This window comes from Caenimonas soli (assembly GCF_013155545.1).
In the GTDB taxonomy this organism is placed as follows: domain Bacteria; phylum Pseudomonadota; class Gammaproteobacteria; order Burkholderiales; family Burkholderiaceae_C; genus Ramlibacter; species Ramlibacter soli.
Genome location: NZ_JABJVV010000009.1, coordinates 194,488 through 210,790, shown reverse-complemented (window position 1 = coordinate 210,790; position 16,303 = coordinate 194,488). Strand labels below are relative to the sequence as shown.

Sequence of the window (16,303 nt, the reverse complement as noted above, 5' to 3'; positions counted from 1 at the left end):
TCATGAAAGCCCAAGACTCCATGGATGCAACCAGCGATGTCGGTATACCCGTGTCGGTGAAGATTCGCGAGCGCGTCGAGGCGGCGCGCAAGCGCTTCCATTCTAACGACAACATCGCCGCCTTCATCGAACCCGGCGAGCTGGAGCAGCTGCTGGACGAGGTCGAGGTCAAGATGCAAGGCGTGCTCGACAGCATGGTCATCGACACGGCCAGCGACCACAACACCAGTGACACGGCCCGCCGCGTCGCGAAGATGTACCTCCTGGAGGTGTTCAGGGGCCGCTACGTCAAGCAACCCGCCATCACCGAGTTCCCGAACGCCGAACACCTGAACGAGCTGATGATCGTGGGCCCGATCACGGTGCGCAGCGCCTGCAGCCACCATTTCTGCCCGGTGATCGGCAAGGTCTGGATCGGCATCATGCCCAACGAGCACACCAACGTGATCGGCCTGTCCAAGTACGCGCGGCTGGCCGAGTGGGTGATGGGCCGCCCGCAGATCCAGGAAGAGGCCGTGGTGCAACTGGCCGACCTGATCATGGAAAAAACCCAGCCGGACGGCCTGGCCATCGTCATGGAGGCCAGCCACTACTGCATGGCCTGGCGTGGCGTGAAAGACATGGACGCCAAGATGATCAACTCGGTCATGCGTGGCGTATTCCTCAAGGATTCCGCGCTGCGGCGCGAATTCCTGGCCCTTATCCCAGGGAGGAACTGATCATGTTGGTCCGACTTCTCTACGCCAGCCGGGCGGTGGACCCCAGCCCGGAAGCGATCGAAGCCATCCTGTCGCAGTCGCGCCAGCACAATCCCGTCAGCGGCATCACCGGCATCCTCTGCTACGGCGGCGGGATCTTCCTGCAGGCCATCGAAGGCGGCCGCATGCAGGTGAGCGAACTGTTCGGGCACATCCAGCGCGACGCGCGCCACAAGGACGTCGCCCTGCTGCACTACGAAGAGATTTTCGAGCGGCGCTTCGGCGGCTGGAGCATGGGGCAGGTCAACCTCTCCAAGCTCAACCATTCGTTGCTGCTGAAGTACTCCGAAAAGCCCGAGCTCGACCCGTACGCCGTTTCGGGCAAGGTCTCGCTCGCATTGCTCGAAGACCTGATGGCCACCGCCGCGATATGTGGACGGGTGTGACCACCCGGGCGGACGGCTGAGCCCTTCGATGTCGCTGGTCGGCTGCGATTTCTCCAGCAGCCCGACCCGCCGCAAGCCCATCGTGATGGCCGTGGGTTCCCTGGCCGGCTCCCGCGTCGTGCTCGGCAAACTCGAAAAGATAGACACGCTGGAAGGCTTTGCGCAGTGGCTGGCGCAGCCGCGCGAATGGGTGGGCGGCTTCGACTTCCCGTTCGGCCTGCCGCGCGAACTGATCGAACACCTGGGCTGGCCGGCGCAATGGCGCGAATGCATCGAGCACTACGCGGGCTTGAGCCGCGCCGATATCCGTACCACCTTCGCCGCGTTTTGCGACGCCCGGCCGGCCGGCGCCAAGTTTGCCCATCGCGCATTCGACAAGCTGGCAGGCTCCAGCCCGTCGATGAAGTGGGTCAATCCTCCGGTGGCCTACATGCTGCATGCGGCGCTGCCCCTGCTGCTGGCGGCCGGTGTCCACATCCCGGGGCTGCATGAGGGCGATCCGAACCGCGTGGCGCTGGAAGCCTATCCGGGCCTGCTGGCGCGCGAGTTGATCGGCAAGCGCAGCTACAAGAGCGACGAGCGTGCCAAGCAGACGCCCGATCGCCTGATCGCGCGCAAGGACCTGCTCACCACCCTGGAGATCGGCCAGACCCGGCTGGAGCTGCGCCTGAAGCTGACCAACCCGCAGCGCGATGCGCTGGTGCACGATGCCAGCGGCGACAGCCTCGACGCGGTGCTGTGCCTGGTGCAGGCGGCTTGGGCGTACCGGCATGGCGCGCCACGCTACGGCCTGCCCGAACACCTGGACCCGCTCGAGGGCTGGATCATCAGCGCGTAACCCTACGGACTGAGCCGGCCGAAGGCCAGCAGCGTTTCCGCATCGGTGCGGTACATGTGCAGCAGCGGGCTGTCATCCAGCACGCCAGCTTTGCGCAGCACGCGCTCGACCGGCAGCTTGATGCCGCTGATGTGAAGCTGGATGCCGCGGTCCGCCAGCGTCCTGCGCAACTGGCCGAACACTTCGACACCCGTGGCGTCGACCCGGTTGATGGGGTGCGCGAACAGGCAAACGTGGCGCACGTCGCCATGCGTTGCCAGGTGTTCGACGACGGCGCGCTCGAAGGCACTGGCCGAGGCGAAGTCGAGCTCGTCGTCCATCCGCAGCGCATAGACATGCGGGGCCAGCGGCGGCAGCCGCCAGAGGTGCCGGTCGCGCAGGCTGCCGTCGGGATGCAGGCCGACTTCGATGATGCGCGGGTGCAAGCGGAGATAGAGGAAGTGCGCCAGGCCCATCACCACGCCCGTCAGCACGCCCCAGTAGATTCTGGGTGCCGTGAGAATGGTGACGCCGAAGGTCACCAGGCCGGTGACCGCCTCCACGCGGTCGATGCGCCACAGCCGCACCAGCGTCTGCGGCCTGAAGAGCCCTACCACCGCGGTGATGACCACCGCCGCCAGCACGGCGCGGGGCACATGGTAGAGAGCCGGGGTGAGGAACAGCAGCACCAGCAACACGACCACGGTTGAACACACGGTGGCCCAGCCGGTGCGGGCGCCCGAATACAGCGTGATCGCCGAGCGGGAAAACGAGGTGCTGGTCGGGAAACTGCCGGACAAGGCGGCCGTGAGCTTGCCCAGCCCCTGGCCCACCAGATCCTGGCTGGCATCCCAGCGCTTGCGATCGCGTTGGCTTTCGATCTTGGCGCTGGCCGCCATTTCCAGTGAACTCACCAGGGCGATGACGAGGGCCGGTGCCAGCAAGGTGGCCAGCACGCCCCAGTCCGGCAGGCCCGGCCAGTAGAACTGCGGCAGGCCCACGGGAAGTGTCCCGATGACGGCGCCATGAACCGAGTAGCCGCTCCATTTGCTGATGATGGCCGCGGCGCCGACGACCAGCAGCACCACCGGCAATTTGGGCAGGTAGCGCTTGCCCAGAACGAACAGCAACACGCTGGCGGCGCCGTAGCCCAGCGCCACCAGGTCCACTTGCGGGGACTGCCACAGGCTGGACAGCGGGCCTTTCAAACCGACCAGGGCGGGGACTTGCGAGGCGATGATCAGCAACGCGGCGGCTTGGCTGAAGCCCGCCAGCACGGGCGAGCTCACCAGGTTGAGCACCCAGGCCGCGCGCGCCGCGCCGAGGCCAAGCTGGATCGCGCCCGACAGAAGCGCCAGCCAGGCGGCCAGTGCCACCCACTGGGCGCTGCCCGGTTCGGCCAACCCCACCAACGAAGCGCCGACCAGCACGCTGGTGAGGGCCGACGGGCCCACCGACAGCCGCGTCGAACTGCTGAACAAAACGGCCACCAGGGCCGGCAGGAAGGTGGCATAGAGCCCCGTCACCAGCGGCATGCCCGCCAGCCCTGCGTAGGCGACCGATTGGGGAATCATCACCACCGCCACCGTGAAGCTGGCGGCGAGTTCACCGCGCAGCAGGTTGGCATCGGGACGCGGCCAGTTCAGGAAGGGCAGCCAGCGGGACAGTGCACTCATGCGTCGAGTATGCCCGTGTGCGACACGCTCATCGCTGGGGCATGTCCTTGGCCGAATAGCCCAGACTCACGGTGGCGTCCGCCGGGATCGGCGGCATGGTGGCGTTCCATTGCTCCCAGGCGCCGCGCAGCGCCGCCAGCCGCTGCGGCTCACGCGCCGCCAGGTTGGCGCGTTCGCGTTCGTCGGCGGGGATGTTGAACAGGTAGTCGTTGCCATCGACTCGCAGGTATTTCCAGTCGCCGTCGCGCAGCGCGCGCTGGCCCCGGTGGTTCATGCGCCAGTGCAGGGGGCGCGGGAAGCGCTGGCCCGCCTGGTGCAGCACCGGCAGGAGCGAAACGCCGTCGAGCGGAAAGTCGGGGTGGGCCTGCGCGCCCGCGGCCGCGAGCATCGTGGCCGACCAGTCCATGGTCATGCAATGCTGTTCGGTGACGCCGCCGGGCTCGATCACGGCCGGCCAGTGCGCGATCCAGGGCACGCGGATGCCGCCCTCGGTCAGGTCCATCTTGCCGCCCACCAGGGGCCAGTTGTCGGAGAAGCGCTCGCCGCCGTTGTCGCTGGTGAAGACCACCAGCGTGTCATCGGCCAGTCCCTGCTTGCGCAGCGCCTCCATGATCCAGCCTATGCCCTCGTCCATGTGGTGGATCATCCGGCGGTAGCTGTGGATGTTGCCGCCGTGCAGGTGGAACAGGTTGTCCTTCACCTCTTGCGCCAGGGCTTCGTCGTCGCGCGTTTCCCAGGGCCAATGCGGCGCGGTGTAGTGCAGGCTGAGAAAGAAGGGCGCGTCCTGGCCGGCCATGCGCTCGACGTAGTCCACGGCGCGGCGCGAGATCAGATCGGTGAGGTAACCCTCTTCCTTTTTCTCTTCTTCGCCGAACCACAGGTCGTGCGCGCCCGTGGATGAACAATGCGTGAAGTAGTCCACGCCGCCCGACATCGGCCCGAAGAATTCCTCATAGCCCGAGCGCAACGGCCCGAACGAAGGCGGGTAGCCCAGGTGCCACTTGCCGATGAGCGCGGTGCGGTAGCCGCCGTCCTTGAGCAAGGAGGGCAGGGTCGGATGTTCGGGCGGCAGGCCCAGCGTGGTGCTGCCGCGGCTCTTGCTGTTGATGGGCTCCTCGGCGGCGCCGCGCAGCCGGTACTGGTAGCGCGCCGTCATCAGTGCGAAGCGGGTCGGCGAGCAAACGGGGGAGTTGGCATAGCCCTGCGTGAACTTCAGGCCGTACGCCGCCAGGCCGTCCAGCACCGGCGACACGGGCGCCCGGCCGCCGTAGCAGCCCAGATCGGCGAAGCCCAGATCGTCGGCGACGATGAAGATGATGTTGGGGCGCTTCATTCGACCTTCATGCCGGTGGCCTTGATCACCCGGCCGTAGTGCTCGGACAAATTGGACAGGCGCTTGGCCGCCGCGGCGCCGGTCAAGCCCTCGTACTGCAGGTCCAGGCTGGTCATGCGCGCCTGCAGCTCGGGCCGCGACAGCGCATCGGCGAAAGCGCGCTGCAATGCCTGCACTACCGGCTCGGGTGTGGCAGCGGGAACCCAGGCGCCATACAGCACTTCCTGCTCAAGCTTCTTCAGTCCGGCTTCCGCCACCGTCGGGATCTCGGGCGCCAGCTTCGAGCGCTGCCGGCTGGTGACGGCCAGCGGCGTGATCTTGCCGGCCTTCACATGGGGCAGCATGCCCGGTGTCGCCAGCACGCCGCCGTCGACCTCGGCGGCCAGGACCGCGGTGACCGCCGGTGTGTTGCCCTTGTACGGTATGTGATTGATCTTCACGCCGGTCGCCTCGGTGAACACCGCGGCCGCCAGGTGCCCGGGGCTGCCGCTACCGGCCGAACTGAAGCTCACGCCCTTGGTCTTGCCGGCGGCCACCAGGTCATTGAGTGTCTTGAATCCGGTTGCGGGGTTGACGCCGATCAGCAGGCCGGAGGAAGCCATCACCATGATGGGCTTGAGGTCCGCCGGCTTGAAGGGCATGCCTTTGTAGATATGCGGGTTCACTGTCAGCGTGGTGTCGACGCCCACCAGCACGGTGTAGCCGTCGGCGGGACTCTTGGCCACCAGGTCGGCGCCGATGTTGCCGCTGGCGCCGGCCTTGTTCTCCACGATGACGGGCTGCTTGAAGGCGGCCTGCAGCACGTCGGCGATCGAGCGCGCCAGTGTGTCGGAGGGCCCGCCGGGCGGGAAGCTGTTGATGAACTTCACCGGCTTGGTCGGATAAGCGGGCGCAGACTGCGCGAGCGCCCCAAGCGGGACGCAAGCCGCCAGGGCGACGCCGACCGTGCAAAGGAAGTTTGCCAACACCATGTTCTCCTTCAGTCGAGGCTCACTCCCGTGGCCTTGATGGGTTTTTCCCAGCGCGCCAGGTCGGCCCGCTGGGCGGCCGCCAGTTCGGCCGAGGTCGATCCTATGGCTTCGTAGCCAAGCTTGAGCATACGTTCCTGCATGGCAGGGTTTTTCACTGCGGTGCTCACGGCGCGTTCCAGCTTCGCCACCACGTCCCTGGCCATACCGGCGGGACCGTACATCGCGAACCAGGCCGTCGCTTCCATGTCGACGCCCGACTCCTTCAGGGTCGGCACTTCCGGCACCTGGGGATCCCGAGTGGCCCCGGTCACGGCGATGATGCGCACCTTGCCGTTGCGGTGCAGTTCGGTGGTCTCGGAGACCACGTCGAACTTGTAGCCGATGTGCCCGCCCACCAGGGCCGTATTGGCCGGCGCCCCGCCCTGGAACGGCACGTGCGTCAATGGCACGCCCGAGCTTTGCTCCATCAGCACGCCCATGAAGTGCGGCAGCGTGCCCAGGCCGGGCGAGCCGTAAGTGGCGCTCTTGGGATCGGCTTTCGACTTGGCCAGCATCTCCGCCACCGTCTTCACGTTGGTCGCCGGCCCCGACACCACGCCGAACTGGAAGCGGGCGATCTGCGAGATGGGCGTGAAGTCCTTGACTGCGTCGTACTCCAGCTTCTTGTACACGTGCGGGTACAGGACCATGGGCCCACTGGGCAGGATGATCACCGTCTGGCCATCGGGTTTGGCTGACTTCACCGCCGCCAGGGCGATGCGCCCGCCGGCGCCGGGCTTGTTTTCCACGGTCACCTGGCTGAAGTCGTCGCGGATGGCGTCGCCGATGAGGCGCGCCAGGACGTCGGCAGAACCGCCTGGCGGGAAGCCCACCAGGATGCGCAGCGGCGGCTTGTCCTGTGCCGCCACCGGCGCCCCTACCGTCGCGCATGCCGCGGCCAGCAACATTGCTGCGAATGAAAATCTCGATGCCATGCTGTCTCCATCGTGGCGAGGTGCGCCACCGTCCACAGCACTTTAGACTGTGGACAACTGATTGTTCTAATCAATTATTCCCTCGGTAAACCCTATGACCGCCCCCGCGCGCCTCGCCGCTCCCTCGGCCCTGGATGACCTGCTGCTCTATCGGCTGAGCCATCTGCTCGGGACGGCCGGCAGCATGGTCATCCGTCTGTGCGAAGGCCGGTTCGGGATCACGCGGCGGGAATGGCGAGTGTTGGCGCTGCTCGCGCAGGACGAAGGCCTGCTGTCGTCCCAGCTGGCTGCCAGGGCCCAGCTCGACCGGGCGCGCACCTCGCGCGCCATCACCTCGTTGGCCGCCAAGAAAATGATCAAACGCCAGGCCTTGCCGGGCGACCGGCGCCAGGTTGCGCTGTCGCTCACCCCGCAAGGCCGGGCTCGCGCCGAGCAACTCGTCGCAAAAGCCGAACTGCCCAAGGCCGATCGGCGCCGCGGCGGCCGGACGGCGGCAGCCATGGGCTAGGCATGGACGCAATCGCAAGAGCTTCGGCCGAGGGCTGGCTGGACGCGCGTGGCTGGCAGGCCTTCGACTTCCAGCGCGAGGTCTGGCGCGCGGTGGCCGAGGGCCGCAGCGGGATGCTGCATGCCACTACGGGGTCCGGCAAGACCTACGCCGTCTGGCTCGGCATGCTCGACCAGCTGCTGCGCCGGCATCTGCCTGCGCGCGGCGCGCAGCCGCTGCGGGCGCTGTGGCTCACGCCCATGCGCGCGCTGGCATCCGACACCACACGGGCGCTGGCCGAGCCGCTGCGCGACCTCGCCTCCGAATGGACCATCGGCCAGCGCACCGGTGACACGCCCAGCGCCGAGCGGGCGCGGCAGGACCGGCGTTTTCCCACCGCGCTGGTGACGACACCCGAATCCCTGAGCCTGATGCTCACGCGCGAGAACGCGCGCGAAGAGCTGCAAAGCGTGGAGTACGTGGTGGTGGACGAGTGGCACGAGCTGATCGGCAGCAAGCGCGGCGTGCAGACGCAGCTGGCGCTGGCCAGGCTGTGGCGGTTCAATCCGCGCGTGGTGGTGTGGGGCCTGAGCGCGACGCTGGGCAATCTGCAGGAGGCGATGGAGGTCCTCTGTTGTCCCGGACTGAACGCGCCATCGACACCGCCGCCGGCCCTGGTCCGCGGCCGCATCGACAAGAACCTCATCATCGACACCCTGATACCGCCCGATCCGGGCAAGTATTCCTGGGCCGGCCACCTGGGCGCGCGCATGCAGCAACCGGTGGTGGACGAGATCGCGAAATCGGGGACTACCCTGGTCTTCACCAATGTGCGCTCGCAGGCGGAGATCTGGTACCAGCTGCTGCTGGAGGCCAAGCCCGAGTGGGCGGGCGAGATCGCACTGCATCATGGCTCGATGGACAAGGCCACGCGCGAGTGGGTCGAGCAAGGCTTGAAGGAAGGCAGTCTGCGGGCCGTGGTCGCGACCTCTTCGCTGGACCTGGGCGTGGACTTTCTCCCCGTGGAACGGGTGCTGCAGATCGGCTCGGCCAAAGGCGTCGCCCGGATGATGCAGCGCGCCGGCCGCAGCGGCCACGCGCCCGGGCGCGCGAGCCGCCTGACGCTGGTGCCCACCAACACGATGGAGATCATCGAGGCTGCGGCGGCCCGGCGCGCGGCGCAGGCCGGCCACATCGAGGAGCGCTGTTCTCCCGACAAGCCGCTGGACGTGCTGGTCCAGCACTTGGTCACCATCGCCCTGGGCGGCGGCTTCCGCGCGCAGGAATTGTTCGAGGAAGTCCGGACGGCGTGGGCCTACCGCGGGCTCACGCGCGAGGAGTTCGACTGGGCGCTGGCTTTTTGCGAGCGCGGTGGCGAAAGCCTCACGGCGTACCCCGACTATCACCGCGTCAAGGCGGATGAAGACGGCGTCTACCGCGTCGTGGACCGTGGCATCGCCAAGCGCCATCGCCTGGGCATAGGCACCATCGTCAGCGACGCGTCCATGCAGGTGAAGTACATGAGCGGGGCCAACATCGGCACCATCGAGGAAGGCTTCATCGCGCGGCTGCGCAAGGGCGACTGCTTCTTCTTCGCCGGCAAGCTCCTCGAGTTCGTCCGTGTGCGCGACATGGCGGCTTACGTGAAGAAGGCCACGCGCCACAAGGGAACGGTGCCCACCTGGCAGGGCAGCAAGATGGCGCTGTCCACCGAGATGGGCGACGCCGTGCTGGAGATGATGCAAAGGGCGGCGCAGGGCGACTTCTTCGAGCCCGAACTCGAGGCCGCCCGCCCCATGTTGGAAACGCAGGCCCGGCTGTCGCGCATCCCCACGCCGGACGGCATGCTGGTGGAGACGTTCCGCTCGCGCGAGGGCTATCACCTCTACGTCTACCCGTTCTCCGGGCGCCATGTGCACCTGGGCCTGGCCAGCCTGCTGGCCTTCAGGCTCGCACGCGAACGCCCCAACACTTTCAGCATGTCCGTCAACGACTACGGCTTCGAGCTGGTGAGCGCCGAGGAGTTCGATCTCGCGCCCGTGACCGGCAAGGAAGTGTTCTCGACGGCGAACCTGCTTGCCGACGTACTGGCTTCGCTCAACTCCACCGAGCTGGCGCAGCGGCGGTTTCGCGAGATCGCGCGCGTCGCCGGCCTGGTGTTCTCCGGTTATCCGGGGCAGCCCAAAAGCACCAAGCAGTTGCAGGCTTCCAGCGGGCTGTTCTTCGAAGTGTTCCGCAAATACGACAAGGGCAACCTGCTGCTGACCCAGGCCCAGAAGGAAGTGCTGAGCCAGGAACTGGAGATTTCGCGTCTGCGCGCCACCTTGAACCGCCTGTTGCGCAAGAACTTGCAGTTCGTGGAGCTGCGCCACCCCAGCCCCATGAGCCTGCCCCTGATGGTGGAACGTTTTCGGGAGCAACTCACCACCGAGCAGCTGTCCACGCGGCTGGATCGCATACTCAGGGATATGGAACGCGACAGCGCGGATTGATGGCGTTGTCCTACGCTTGCATCGGAGCTCTCCGACTGCCAGGCGGCATCGCCCTCTCCTAAATTGCAGTTCGCCAGGGGCCCGGCAGGGCATCCTTTCGATCAACCGGACTTAAGGGAAACATGATGAAACCAATTCGGAACAAGACCGTGGTGCTGCTCTCTTCGCTGACGATGCTGCTGGCGCTCGGCGCCTGCGATCGCGCCGGCGATCGCACCGTGGGCGAGAAAATGGACTCCGCCGCCAGCAAGACCCAGCAAGCGGGCGCCGAGGCCAAGCGGGACGCCAAGGATGCGACCGCCAGCGCGGGTTCCGCAGCCTACGGCGCAGCCGACAGCACCAAGCAGATGGGTGCCACCGCCGGCGACAAGATCGACGATGCCACCATAACGGCCAAGGTCAACGCCAGCCTGGCGGCCGACAAGGACCTGAGCGCCATCAAGATCGACGTGGACACGCAAAACGGCGTGGTGACTTTGAGTGGCCCGGCGCCTACCGCCACCGCGCGCGAACGCGCCAGTGAAATCGCCCGCAGCATCAAGGGCGTGAACTCCGTCAACAATCAGTTGACGGTCAAGGCGGGCTAAGGCCCTTCAGCCTGCGTCTCGGGCTGGCCGGTCTGACACGAGCTTTCGGCCTCGCCCCCGCCGGCCGGTTCGGACGGCGGGGGCGAGTGGATGACGTTGTGCACGAAGCGCAGCTTGTCCAGGGCCTCCGAAGCCAGGGCGAAGGGATACGCATCGTCCTGACCGAGACTGCGGTTCAGGCTGTTGAGAAGCAGCGTCAGTGGAATCCACTGGTCCACCAGCTGGTCGAAGTCGCCGGCCGCGGAATCGAACGGGTTGGTGACTTCCTCGATATCGTCGCTATCGTTGCCGGGAACGACCAGCCGGGTGCTGTACGACGACGCGGTTTCCAGCAGATCCACCATGTGCAGATAATGCGCCCAGGTTTCGGCCCAGTCCTCCCAGGGATGCGCCGTTGCGTACGCACTGACGTAGTGGTCCTGCCAATCGCCGGGCGCACCGCCGCCGGCGTAGTGCGTTTCAAGGGCCCTTGCATAGTCGGCGGTTTCATCGCCGAACATCTTTCGAAATTCCTCCAGCCGCGCCGTGCCGCGGATCAGCCGGTCCCAATAGTAGTGGCCGGATTCGTGGCGCAAATGGCCCAGTAGCGTGCGGTAAGGTTCGTGCAGCGCGACGCGGAGCCTTACGCGCTCGGTGTCGTCGGCCTCGGCGATGTTGAGCGTGATGACGCCCTCGCAATGCCCTGTCATCACTTGCTGGCCCGGCAGGTCGGCCAGGAACTGGAAGACCGCGCCGTCGCGCTGGCCATCGGGCGGATCGACCGAAGTCAGGCCCAGTTTGGCCAGCGTGTAGAACAGGCGGCGCTTGGCCACCTCGATGCGATACCAGCGCTCATGGTTCTCAGGTTGCGACAGGTCCGGCAACATGAGGGTCTGCCGGCAGGAAACGCACAGGGGGTTGGGATCGGTCGCAGGGACCGCGAAATTGCAGGCCTGGTGCTCGGTGTGATTGCGGCATAGCCGGTAGTGCCGGATCTCGGATTGGCGCCGCCGGCGTGTCTTGCGCTGCCACAGGCCCTCCTGGTTGCCAGGCACGGGTTCGACCGCGCACAGCGCAAGCCGGTCCGGCAAGACGGCCAACGCACTGCCGCATTTGAGGCACTGCACGTTCTCGAAGAACAGCGGGTGGCCGCAGTTGTCGCAGCGGAAGGTCCTCATCGTGTTTACAGCTCCCCGAAAGAAAAAAGGCAGGCGCGGCCTCGCCGGTCGCCTGCCTTTTCACGCCGGCTTACGGGCCGGCTCCGCTGCGTTCAGGGACGCACAAGCAGGTCGTTTTTCACCTGGCGCACACCCTTGGTGTTGCGGGCCAGCACCTCCGCCTGGGCCTTCTCGGCGCTGGACTTGGCGAACCCCGACAGTTGCACCGTGCCATTGAGCGTCTGCACCTTGATGGCGGCGGCGTCGACGGTCTTGTCTTCGACGAATTTGGCCTTGACGGCGGTGGTGATCGCCGTGTCATCGACATAGGCGCCGGCCGTTTCCTGGCCGCGAATGACTGCGCAGCCGGTGGCCGTGACGATGGTGGCGCCTGCCACGATGGCGAATGCTAGGGCTCTTGTGTATTTCATGACTTTCTCCTTCAGTTGATCGGATAGTTACGGTGCCTCCCAACAAGCTCTCCGGACGACGGCACCACGCCTCCGGCTTGCGTTTTCTTCATCGTCTGGGGGGTTCGTGGTCCCTCTTGAAGTCGGCCGCCGACATGGCGGACATGACCACGCTGGACAACTGCGAAGACTTGACCAATGCCACGACCAGGCCCGTGACCGAGATCAGCCGCCAGGGGCGGGCGATCATGACGACCGCTCCGAGCGCCGCCGCGATGCCCAGGAACTGCGCGGGTTTGCGCGCGGCATAGCTGGACAGCATCGGCGTTGCGATTTCCAGACCGAGGTGCGCGGGGTGGCTGCGCCACCATGCGCCCGCGGCATGTTTGAGGCTGGCAAACCAGCCGGCAGGGCCGTAGCCGTGCTCCGACTGCTCCCAGTCCTGCTCATCCTGCGCGCGCTCGTGGGCGCGGCTGCTTTCGGCTCCCTCGTGGCGCCGCTCACGGCGCTGGATGTGATCGACGATCGCCAGGCGGCTGCGTGCCAGTTTGTCCGCAGCATCGCTCATGACCTCGCCCCGACCGTGCGCAGCGCCTGGGCGTCTGCATCGATCTGGGCCTTCAGCTCGGTGAATGCCTTGGCAGGCAGCGGTTGCCGCGCCACGCTCCAGGCTCCAACCGACACCAGCAGAGCGCTCGCGGGTGCCAGCACGAGGACCCAATGGAACTCCTCGTGCATCACACCCAGCATCACTGCCACGCCGGCCAGAACCAGGAACACGACGAGTGCCAGCACCGCGACGCCCCAGGCGATGACGCGCTTGGCGACCTGGACGCCCACGGTGGACGCCTCTTCCTGCACCAGGGCTGCATAGCCGGCGACGTGGTCCATGACCAGTTCCGGACGGGTGATCAGTACCGAAAAAATAGGATGGACCATGCCTGCCTCTGACCTGCGCGCTCAGTAGTAGCGCTTGCTGCTGTTGCGGCGCATGGCCAGCACCAGCGCGGCGACCGCGGCGCCGACGGCGGCGGCGATGAGAGCCGATTTGACGGGCTGCTCCGCGACGTAGCGGGTCGTCGCGTGGGCGTATTCACCCATGCTGTTCACGCCCTTGTTGGCCAGGTCCTTGACGCCGTAGCGCAGGTCGCGCACCCGCTCGCCGGCCTTCTCGAGCGCCTGGTTGGCGAACTCCTTGGTGCTCTCGAGTGCCTGCGCGGTGGCGCTCCGCGCCTCGTCCTCGTAGCTGGAAGCTGCACGTAGTGATTTCATTTCGAGTCCTCTCTTTGGTGGTGGGCGCAGGGCCCGCGCCCTGCGAAACGGGGTGTTTTCTGTTTCTAGCGCTTGCGCACCAGGTTGATGACGAACGCAACGACGGCCATGATCACGAAGACGAAGAACAGGATCTTGGCGATCTCCACGGCGCCTGCGGCAATGCCGCCGAAGCCAAACAGGGCCGCGATCAGTGCGATCACCAGGAACACAATGGCGTAGTGCAGCATCTCGATCTCCTTGTGGGCGCGCCCGGTTTCCGGCGCTCGTCCTCGCGAAAACGCCTGGGGCAAGGTTAGACCGCCCGCAGTCGCGCTGTTGATCAGCGGCAAGCGTGAGTCCTTGTCGGTAGGGGAGATGGCTCTATGTAGGACCGGGCCGACAGCCGAAGAGGAATTTTCGGAAGCGCGCCGGGCTATGCGGCAGCCGCGCTGCCCTTGGGCAAAACCGCCGAGATGCGGGTGCCACTGCCGGGCGCGGAGCTCACCGTGAGCCGCCCGCCGGCTGCTTCAACGCGGTGCCGCATGCCGGCCAGGCCGTGCGTGGAGGGGCGCACTTCGGCGGCGTTGAAGCCCTTGCCGTTGTCCTTGATGTCCACTTCGACGTGGTTGCCGTAGTTGCGCACGCTGATATCTACCTGCTTGGCCTCGGCGTACTTGCCAACGTTGGTGAGCGACTCCTGCACCAGCCGGTACACGGTGAGCTGGCTCGACTCGTCGAGTTCCACGGGCTCGAGGCCGGTGGTGATCTCCACACCCGAACGCTCCGAGAATTCGCGCGCCAAGATCTCCAGGGACGCCGTCAGGCCCAGGTTGGACAGGGAAGACGGGCGCAGGTCTTCGATGATGCGGCGCTTCAGGGCGATTCCGCTGTTCAGGGATTCTGTCAGGTGCTGCAGCCGCTGGCTGACTTCGGGGGACTGCGTCCCCAGGCGGGATTTCAACCGCGCCACGTCCAACTTGGCGGCCGTGAGTAGCGCGCCCAGTTCATCGTGCAGTTCGCGGGCGAGGTGGCCGCGCTCTTCTTCGCGCACCAGCTGCAAGTGGGTGGCCAGTTCGGCCAGCGTCGCCGTGCGTTCGCGCACCTGGCGCTCCAGCAAGTCGCGTTCCTGTTGCAGCACCTTCTGCTGCTGCTCGCCCGCCGACTCGAGCGCCGTGGTCTGGCGCAGGTACAAATAGAAAGCCAGCAGGCCGGCCATCGCGACCGCGGCGATGCCGACCCGTGACAGCATCAGCGAGCGGCGCACCTGGACCTGGCTGACCTCCATCCGGGCGGCGGAGGCGTTGATCAACTTGGTGGCCTGGTCGCGGATGGCGTCCATGTGCTCCTTGCCCACGTCGGTCATGAGCACGAACTTCGAGACGTCCTCGTTGCCCTGCTTGCGCATGCGCACCGACAGCTCCATCTCGGCCAGCTTGCGCTGCACGTTGCGGGCGAGCTCGGCCAAAGTGTTGAATTCGTCCGCGCTGGGCCGGTAGGCCAGCCGCAGTGCGTCCAGTTGCTGGCCGATGTCGGCGACGGCGGCGTTATAGGGTTCCAGATAGCGCGGGTCGCCAGTGAGCAGGTAGCCGCGCGAGCCGGTTTCGGCGTCCAGCACGTGCTGCAGCAGCCGGTTGAGCGAGCTGCGGGTGTGCGAGGCCTCGGCGATGTCGGCCAGCGCCTCCGACGACCGGTTGTAGCCGGTTTCGTTAATACCGATCAATATGCAGACCGCCAGCAGGGCGAGCACCAGGCTGATGGCCATTTTCGGCATTGAAAACGAACGCATGAATCTCACTCGAAAGTGTCCGTGTTTTGCATAAGATCGGGGCTGCTCATAACTCAAGGGTAGGTCTTTTCAGTAAAAAGTTGGGCACAATGGGCCCGAACAGATATTCGAAAGAGAACGGACATGATCAAAGTCGGCATTGTGGATGACCACGCCATTGTGCGGTCGGGACTCAAACAGTTCTTTTCCGAACAGGTCGACCTGCGTGTCGTGGGCGAGGCCGCGAGCGGCCGCGAGGCCATTGACCTGGTCCGCACCACGGAACTCGATGTCCTGGTCATGGACCTGTCGATGCCCGGCCAAAGCGGCATCGATGCCCTGGGCATGATCCGCGCCAAGGCGCCCGACGTGGGCATCCTGATTCTCTCGGGCTACCCCGAGGAGCATTACGCCATGAACCTGATTCGTCAGGGGGCGAGCGGCTATCTCAACAAGGAATGCGAGCCGATGGAGATCGTCAACGCCATCCGCACGATCGCCCTGGGCCGACGCTACATCTCTCCGGCCGTGGCCGAGCTCCTGGCCCAGCAGCTCAACCGCAAGGAAGGCGGTGCGCCGCACGAGCAACTGTCCGAGCGCGAGTTCCAGGTTTTCCTCAAGCTGGCCAAGGGCGAAACCGCCGGCGACATCGCCAAGGCGCTGTCCCTGAGCGTCAAGACCGTCAGCACCTACCGCACCCGCCTGATGGAGAAAATGAGCCTGGCCTCCAACAGCGACTTGACCTACTACGCGCTCAAGAACAAGCTGATCGACTAACCTCATGCGCCGGCGCGGCGTTCTTCGCTCTGCGCGATACAGTACTCCACCAGCGCGTCGATCTCGTTGGATTTGTCGAAAACCGCGTCCGCACCCAACTGGGCGCAGCGCTTGCGCATGTCTGCCGTGGCGTAATTGCTCAGCACGACGACACGCTGGCCAGGAGGGCGACCTTGGCAGGCCTCGAGCACGCCCAAGCCGCTGCCTTGCTTGAGGAACAGGTCGATGATGGCCAAATCCCAATGGCCGTCATGCTGGGCCAGCCACCCCTTGGCTTCGTTTTCGGTCTCGGCCCATCCCAACGCCGTGATGCATGCCAGTTCCTCGAGCGTCCCGATCAGGTTCTCGCGGATGGTGGCATTGTCTTCAACGATGTAAGTTCGCAATTCCACTACGGGTACCAAGACGTCGATGGGTTCCAATTGGGTCCTTGAGTTGTAACCACGGACCGTATGTATCCCAATGTATCCCCCATCCGCG

The 16,303-nt window shown here is 66.0% G+C and carries 19 protein-coding genes; 7 read left to right on the top strand and 12 right to left on the bottom strand.

Features of this window, described 5'->3' with window-relative positions; genetic code table 11:
- Positions 1-2 precede the first annotated feature (2 nt).
- The 3 genes from folE to HNE04_RS16005 are packed head-to-tail and all read left to right on the top strand — an operon-like array spanning position 3 to position 1,982.
- Complete coding sequence (gene folE, locus HNE04_RS16015; protein WP_172221038.1) at positions 3-719, top strand: GTP cyclohydrolase I; 717 nt, start codon at positions 3-5, stop codon at positions 717-719.
- A gap of 2 nt (positions 720-721) precedes the next feature.
- Positions 722-1,144 carry a BLUF domain-containing protein gene (locus HNE04_RS16010; RefSeq protein WP_172221035.1) on the top strand — a complete coding sequence of 141 codons (423 nt, stop codon included), beginning with the start codon at positions 722-724 and terminating at the stop codon, positions 1,142-1,144.
- Between the two features lie 28 nt (positions 1,145-1,172).
- Positions 1,173-1,982: a DUF429 domain-containing protein gene (locus tag HNE04_RS16005; RefSeq protein ID WP_172221032.1), complete on the top strand. Its 810-nt coding sequence runs from the start codon at positions 1,173-1,175 to the stop codon at positions 1,980-1,982.
- A gap of 2 nt (positions 1,983-1,984) precedes the next feature.
- Here the strand turns inward: HNE04_RS16005 and HNE04_RS16000 are convergent, their stop codons facing one another.
- Genes HNE04_RS16000 through HNE04_RS15985 form a run of 4 tightly spaced genes read right to left on the bottom strand, consistent with a single transcriptional unit; the run spans position 1,985 to position 6,915 of the window.
- Positions 1,985-3,637, bottom strand: coding sequence for a SulP family inorganic anion transporter (locus tag HNE04_RS16000; protein WP_172221030.1), 1,653 nt, complete (start codon positions 3,635-3,637; stop codon positions 1,985-1,987).
- 28 nt (positions 3,638-3,665) lie between these two features.
- Positions 3,666-4,970 (bottom strand): sulfatase family protein, encoded by a 1,305-nt coding sequence (locus HNE04_RS15995; protein WP_172221028.1) that lies wholly within the window; start codon positions 4,968-4,970, stop codon positions 3,666-3,668.
- Positions 4,967-5,941 carry a Bug family tripartite tricarboxylate transporter substrate binding protein gene (locus HNE04_RS15990; RefSeq protein ID WP_172221026.1) on the bottom strand — a complete coding sequence of 325 codons (975 nt, stop codon included), beginning with the start codon at positions 5,939-5,941 and terminating at the stop codon, positions 4,967-4,969. Before HNE04_RS15990 ends, HNE04_RS15995 begins: the two co-directional genes overlap by 4 nt.
- 8 nt (positions 5,942-5,949) lie before the next feature.
- Entirely contained in the window at positions 5,950-6,915 is a 966-nt protein-coding gene (locus tag HNE04_RS15985) for a Bug family tripartite tricarboxylate transporter substrate binding protein (RefSeq protein WP_172221024.1), read from the bottom strand.
- Between the two features lie 94 nt (positions 6,916-7,009).
- Between HNE04_RS15985 and HNE04_RS15980 the strand changes: the two genes are divergently transcribed.
- From HNE04_RS15980 to HNE04_RS15970, 3 genes are all read left to right on the top strand, one after another.
- The gene (locus HNE04_RS15980) at positions 7,010-7,423 is read left to right on the top strand and encodes a MarR family transcriptional regulator (RefSeq protein WP_172221022.1); all 414 of its coding nucleotides are present in this window, start codon (positions 7,010-7,012) and stop codon (positions 7,421-7,423) included.
- A 2-nt stretch (positions 7,424-7,425) separates the two neighbouring features.
- Positions 7,426-9,894: a ligase-associated DNA damage response DEXH box helicase gene (locus HNE04_RS15975; RefSeq protein WP_172221020.1), complete on the top strand. Its 2,469-nt coding sequence runs from the start codon at positions 7,426-7,428 to the stop codon at positions 9,892-9,894.
- A gap of 125 nt (positions 9,895-10,019) precedes the next feature.
- Positions 10,020-10,481, top strand: coding sequence for a BON domain-containing protein (locus HNE04_RS15970; protein ID WP_235965052.1), 462 nt, complete (start codon positions 10,020-10,022; stop codon positions 10,479-10,481).
- On the opposite strand, the gene HNE04_RS15965 is transcribed toward HNE04_RS15970, so the two are convergent.
- The 7 genes from HNE04_RS15965 to HNE04_RS15935 form a co-directional block, all read right to left on the bottom strand.
- Entirely contained in the window at positions 10,478-11,638 is a 1,161-nt protein-coding gene (locus tag HNE04_RS15965) for a zinc-binding metallopeptidase family protein (RefSeq protein ID WP_172221016.1), read from the bottom strand. The genes HNE04_RS15970 and HNE04_RS15965 overlap by 4 nt on opposite strands.
- Before the next feature lie 92 nt (positions 11,639-11,730).
- A complete protein-coding gene (locus HNE04_RS15960) occupies positions 11,731-12,048 on the bottom strand; it encodes a BON domain-containing protein (protein WP_172221013.1) in 318 nt (105 codons plus the stop codon).
- Positions 12,049-12,136: 88 nt separating this feature from the next.
- Positions 12,137-12,595, bottom strand: coding sequence for a hypothetical protein (locus tag HNE04_RS15955; RefSeq protein ID WP_172221010.1), 459 nt, complete (start codon positions 12,593-12,595; stop codon positions 12,137-12,139).
- Complete coding sequence (locus HNE04_RS15950) at positions 12,592-12,966, bottom strand: hypothetical protein (protein ID WP_172221007.1); 375 nt, start codon at positions 12,964-12,966, stop codon at positions 12,592-12,594. The genes HNE04_RS15955 and HNE04_RS15950 overlap by 4 nt, the downstream gene beginning before the upstream one ends.
- A gap of 21 nt (positions 12,967-12,987) precedes the next feature.
- Entirely contained in the window at positions 12,988-13,299 is a 312-nt protein-coding gene (locus HNE04_RS15945; RefSeq protein WP_172221004.1) for a hypothetical protein, read from the bottom strand.
- 65 nt (positions 13,300-13,364) lie between these two features.
- The gene (locus HNE04_RS15940; RefSeq protein WP_172221234.1) at positions 13,365-13,529 is read right to left on the bottom strand and encodes a DUF1328 domain-containing protein; all 165 of its coding nucleotides are present in this window, start codon (positions 13,527-13,529) and stop codon (positions 13,365-13,367) included.
- Positions 13,530-13,714: 185 nt separating this feature from the next.
- Positions 13,715-15,067 (bottom strand): CHASE3 domain-containing protein, encoded by a 1,353-nt coding sequence (locus HNE04_RS15935; RefSeq protein WP_172221001.1) that lies wholly within the window; start codon positions 15,065-15,067, stop codon positions 13,715-13,717.
- 123 nt (positions 15,068-15,190) lie between these two features.
- On the opposite strand from HNE04_RS15935, the gene HNE04_RS15930 reads away from it, so the two are divergent.
- Complete coding sequence (locus HNE04_RS15930; protein WP_013902425.1) at positions 15,191-15,823, top strand: response regulator; 633 nt, start codon at positions 15,191-15,193, stop codon at positions 15,821-15,823.
- Between the two features lie 2 nt (positions 15,824-15,825).
- On the opposite strand, the gene HNE04_RS15925 is transcribed toward HNE04_RS15930, so the two are convergent.
- A complete protein-coding gene (locus HNE04_RS15925; protein ID WP_172220998.1) occupies positions 15,826-16,215 on the bottom strand; it encodes a response regulator in 390 nt (129 codons plus the stop codon).
- Between the last annotated feature and the right edge of the window lie 88 nt (positions 16,216-16,303).

Excerpts from the sequence above, each read along its gene's own strand:
- HNE04_RS15955 (WP_172221010.1), bottom strand. The coding sequence starts at position 12,595 with ATGAGCGATGCTGCGGACAAACTGGCACGCAGCCGCCTGGCGATCGTC.
- HNE04_RS16010 (WP_172221035.1), top strand. The coding sequence starts at position 722 with ATGTTGGTCCGACTTCTCTACGCCAGCCGGGCGGTGGACCCCAGCCCG.
- HNE04_RS16000 (WP_172221030.1), bottom strand. The coding sequence starts at position 3,637 with ATGAGTGCACTGTCCCGCTGGCTGCCCTTCCTGAACTGGCCGCGTCCC.
- HNE04_RS16005 (WP_172221032.1), top strand. The coding sequence starts at position 1,173 with ATGTCGCTGGTCGGCTGCGATTTCTCCAGCAGCCCGACCCGCCGCAAG.
- HNE04_RS15950 (WP_172221007.1), bottom strand. The coding sequence starts at position 12,966 with ATGGTCCATCCTATTTTTTCGGTACTGATCACCCGTCCGGAACTGGTC.
- HNE04_RS15985 (WP_172221024.1), bottom strand. The coding sequence starts at position 6,915 with ATGGCATCGAGATTTTCATTCGCAGCAATGTTGCTGGCCGCGGCATGC.
- HNE04_RS15980 (WP_172221022.1), top strand. The coding sequence starts at position 7,010 with ATGACCGCCCCCGCGCGCCTCGCCGCTCCCTCGGCCCTGGATGACCTG.
- HNE04_RS15995 (WP_172221028.1), bottom strand. The coding sequence starts at position 4,970 with ATGAAGCGCCCCAACATCATCTTCATCGTCGCCGACGATCTGGGCTTC.
- HNE04_RS15990 (WP_172221026.1), bottom strand. The coding sequence starts at position 5,941 with ATGGTGTTGGCAAACTTCCTTTGCACGGTCGGCGTCGCCCTGGCGGCT.
- HNE04_RS15935 (WP_172221001.1), bottom strand. The coding sequence starts at position 15,067 with ATGCGTTCGTTTTCAATGCCGAAAATGGCCATCAGCCTGGTGCTCGCC.
- folE (WP_172221038.1), top strand. The coding sequence starts at position 3 with ATGAAAGCCCAAGACTCCATGGATGCAACCAGCGATGTCGGTATACCC.
- HNE04_RS15960 (WP_172221013.1), bottom strand. The coding sequence starts at position 12,048 with ATGAAATACACAAGAGCCCTAGCATTCGCCATCGTGGCAGGCGCCACC.
- HNE04_RS15975 (WP_172221020.1), top strand. The coding sequence starts at position 7,426 with ATGGACGCAATCGCAAGAGCTTCGGCCGAGGGCTGGCTGGACGCGCGT.
- HNE04_RS15930 (WP_013902425.1), top strand. The coding sequence starts at position 15,191 with ATGATCAAAGTCGGCATTGTGGATGACCACGCCATTGTGCGGTCGGGA.
- HNE04_RS15945 (WP_172221004.1), bottom strand. The coding sequence starts at position 13,299 with ATGAAATCACTACGTGCAGCTTCCAGCTACGAGGACGAGGCGCGGAGC.
- HNE04_RS15970 (WP_235965052.1), top strand. The coding sequence starts at position 10,020 with ATGAAACCAATTCGGAACAAGACCGTGGTGCTGCTCTCTTCGCTGACG.
- HNE04_RS15965 (WP_172221016.1), bottom strand. The coding sequence starts at position 11,638 with ATGAGGACCTTCCGCTGCGACAACTGCGGCCACCCGCTGTTCTTCGAG.
- HNE04_RS15940 (WP_172221234.1), bottom strand. The coding sequence starts at position 13,529 with ATGCTGCACTACGCCATTGTGTTCCTGGTGATCGCACTGATCGCGGCC.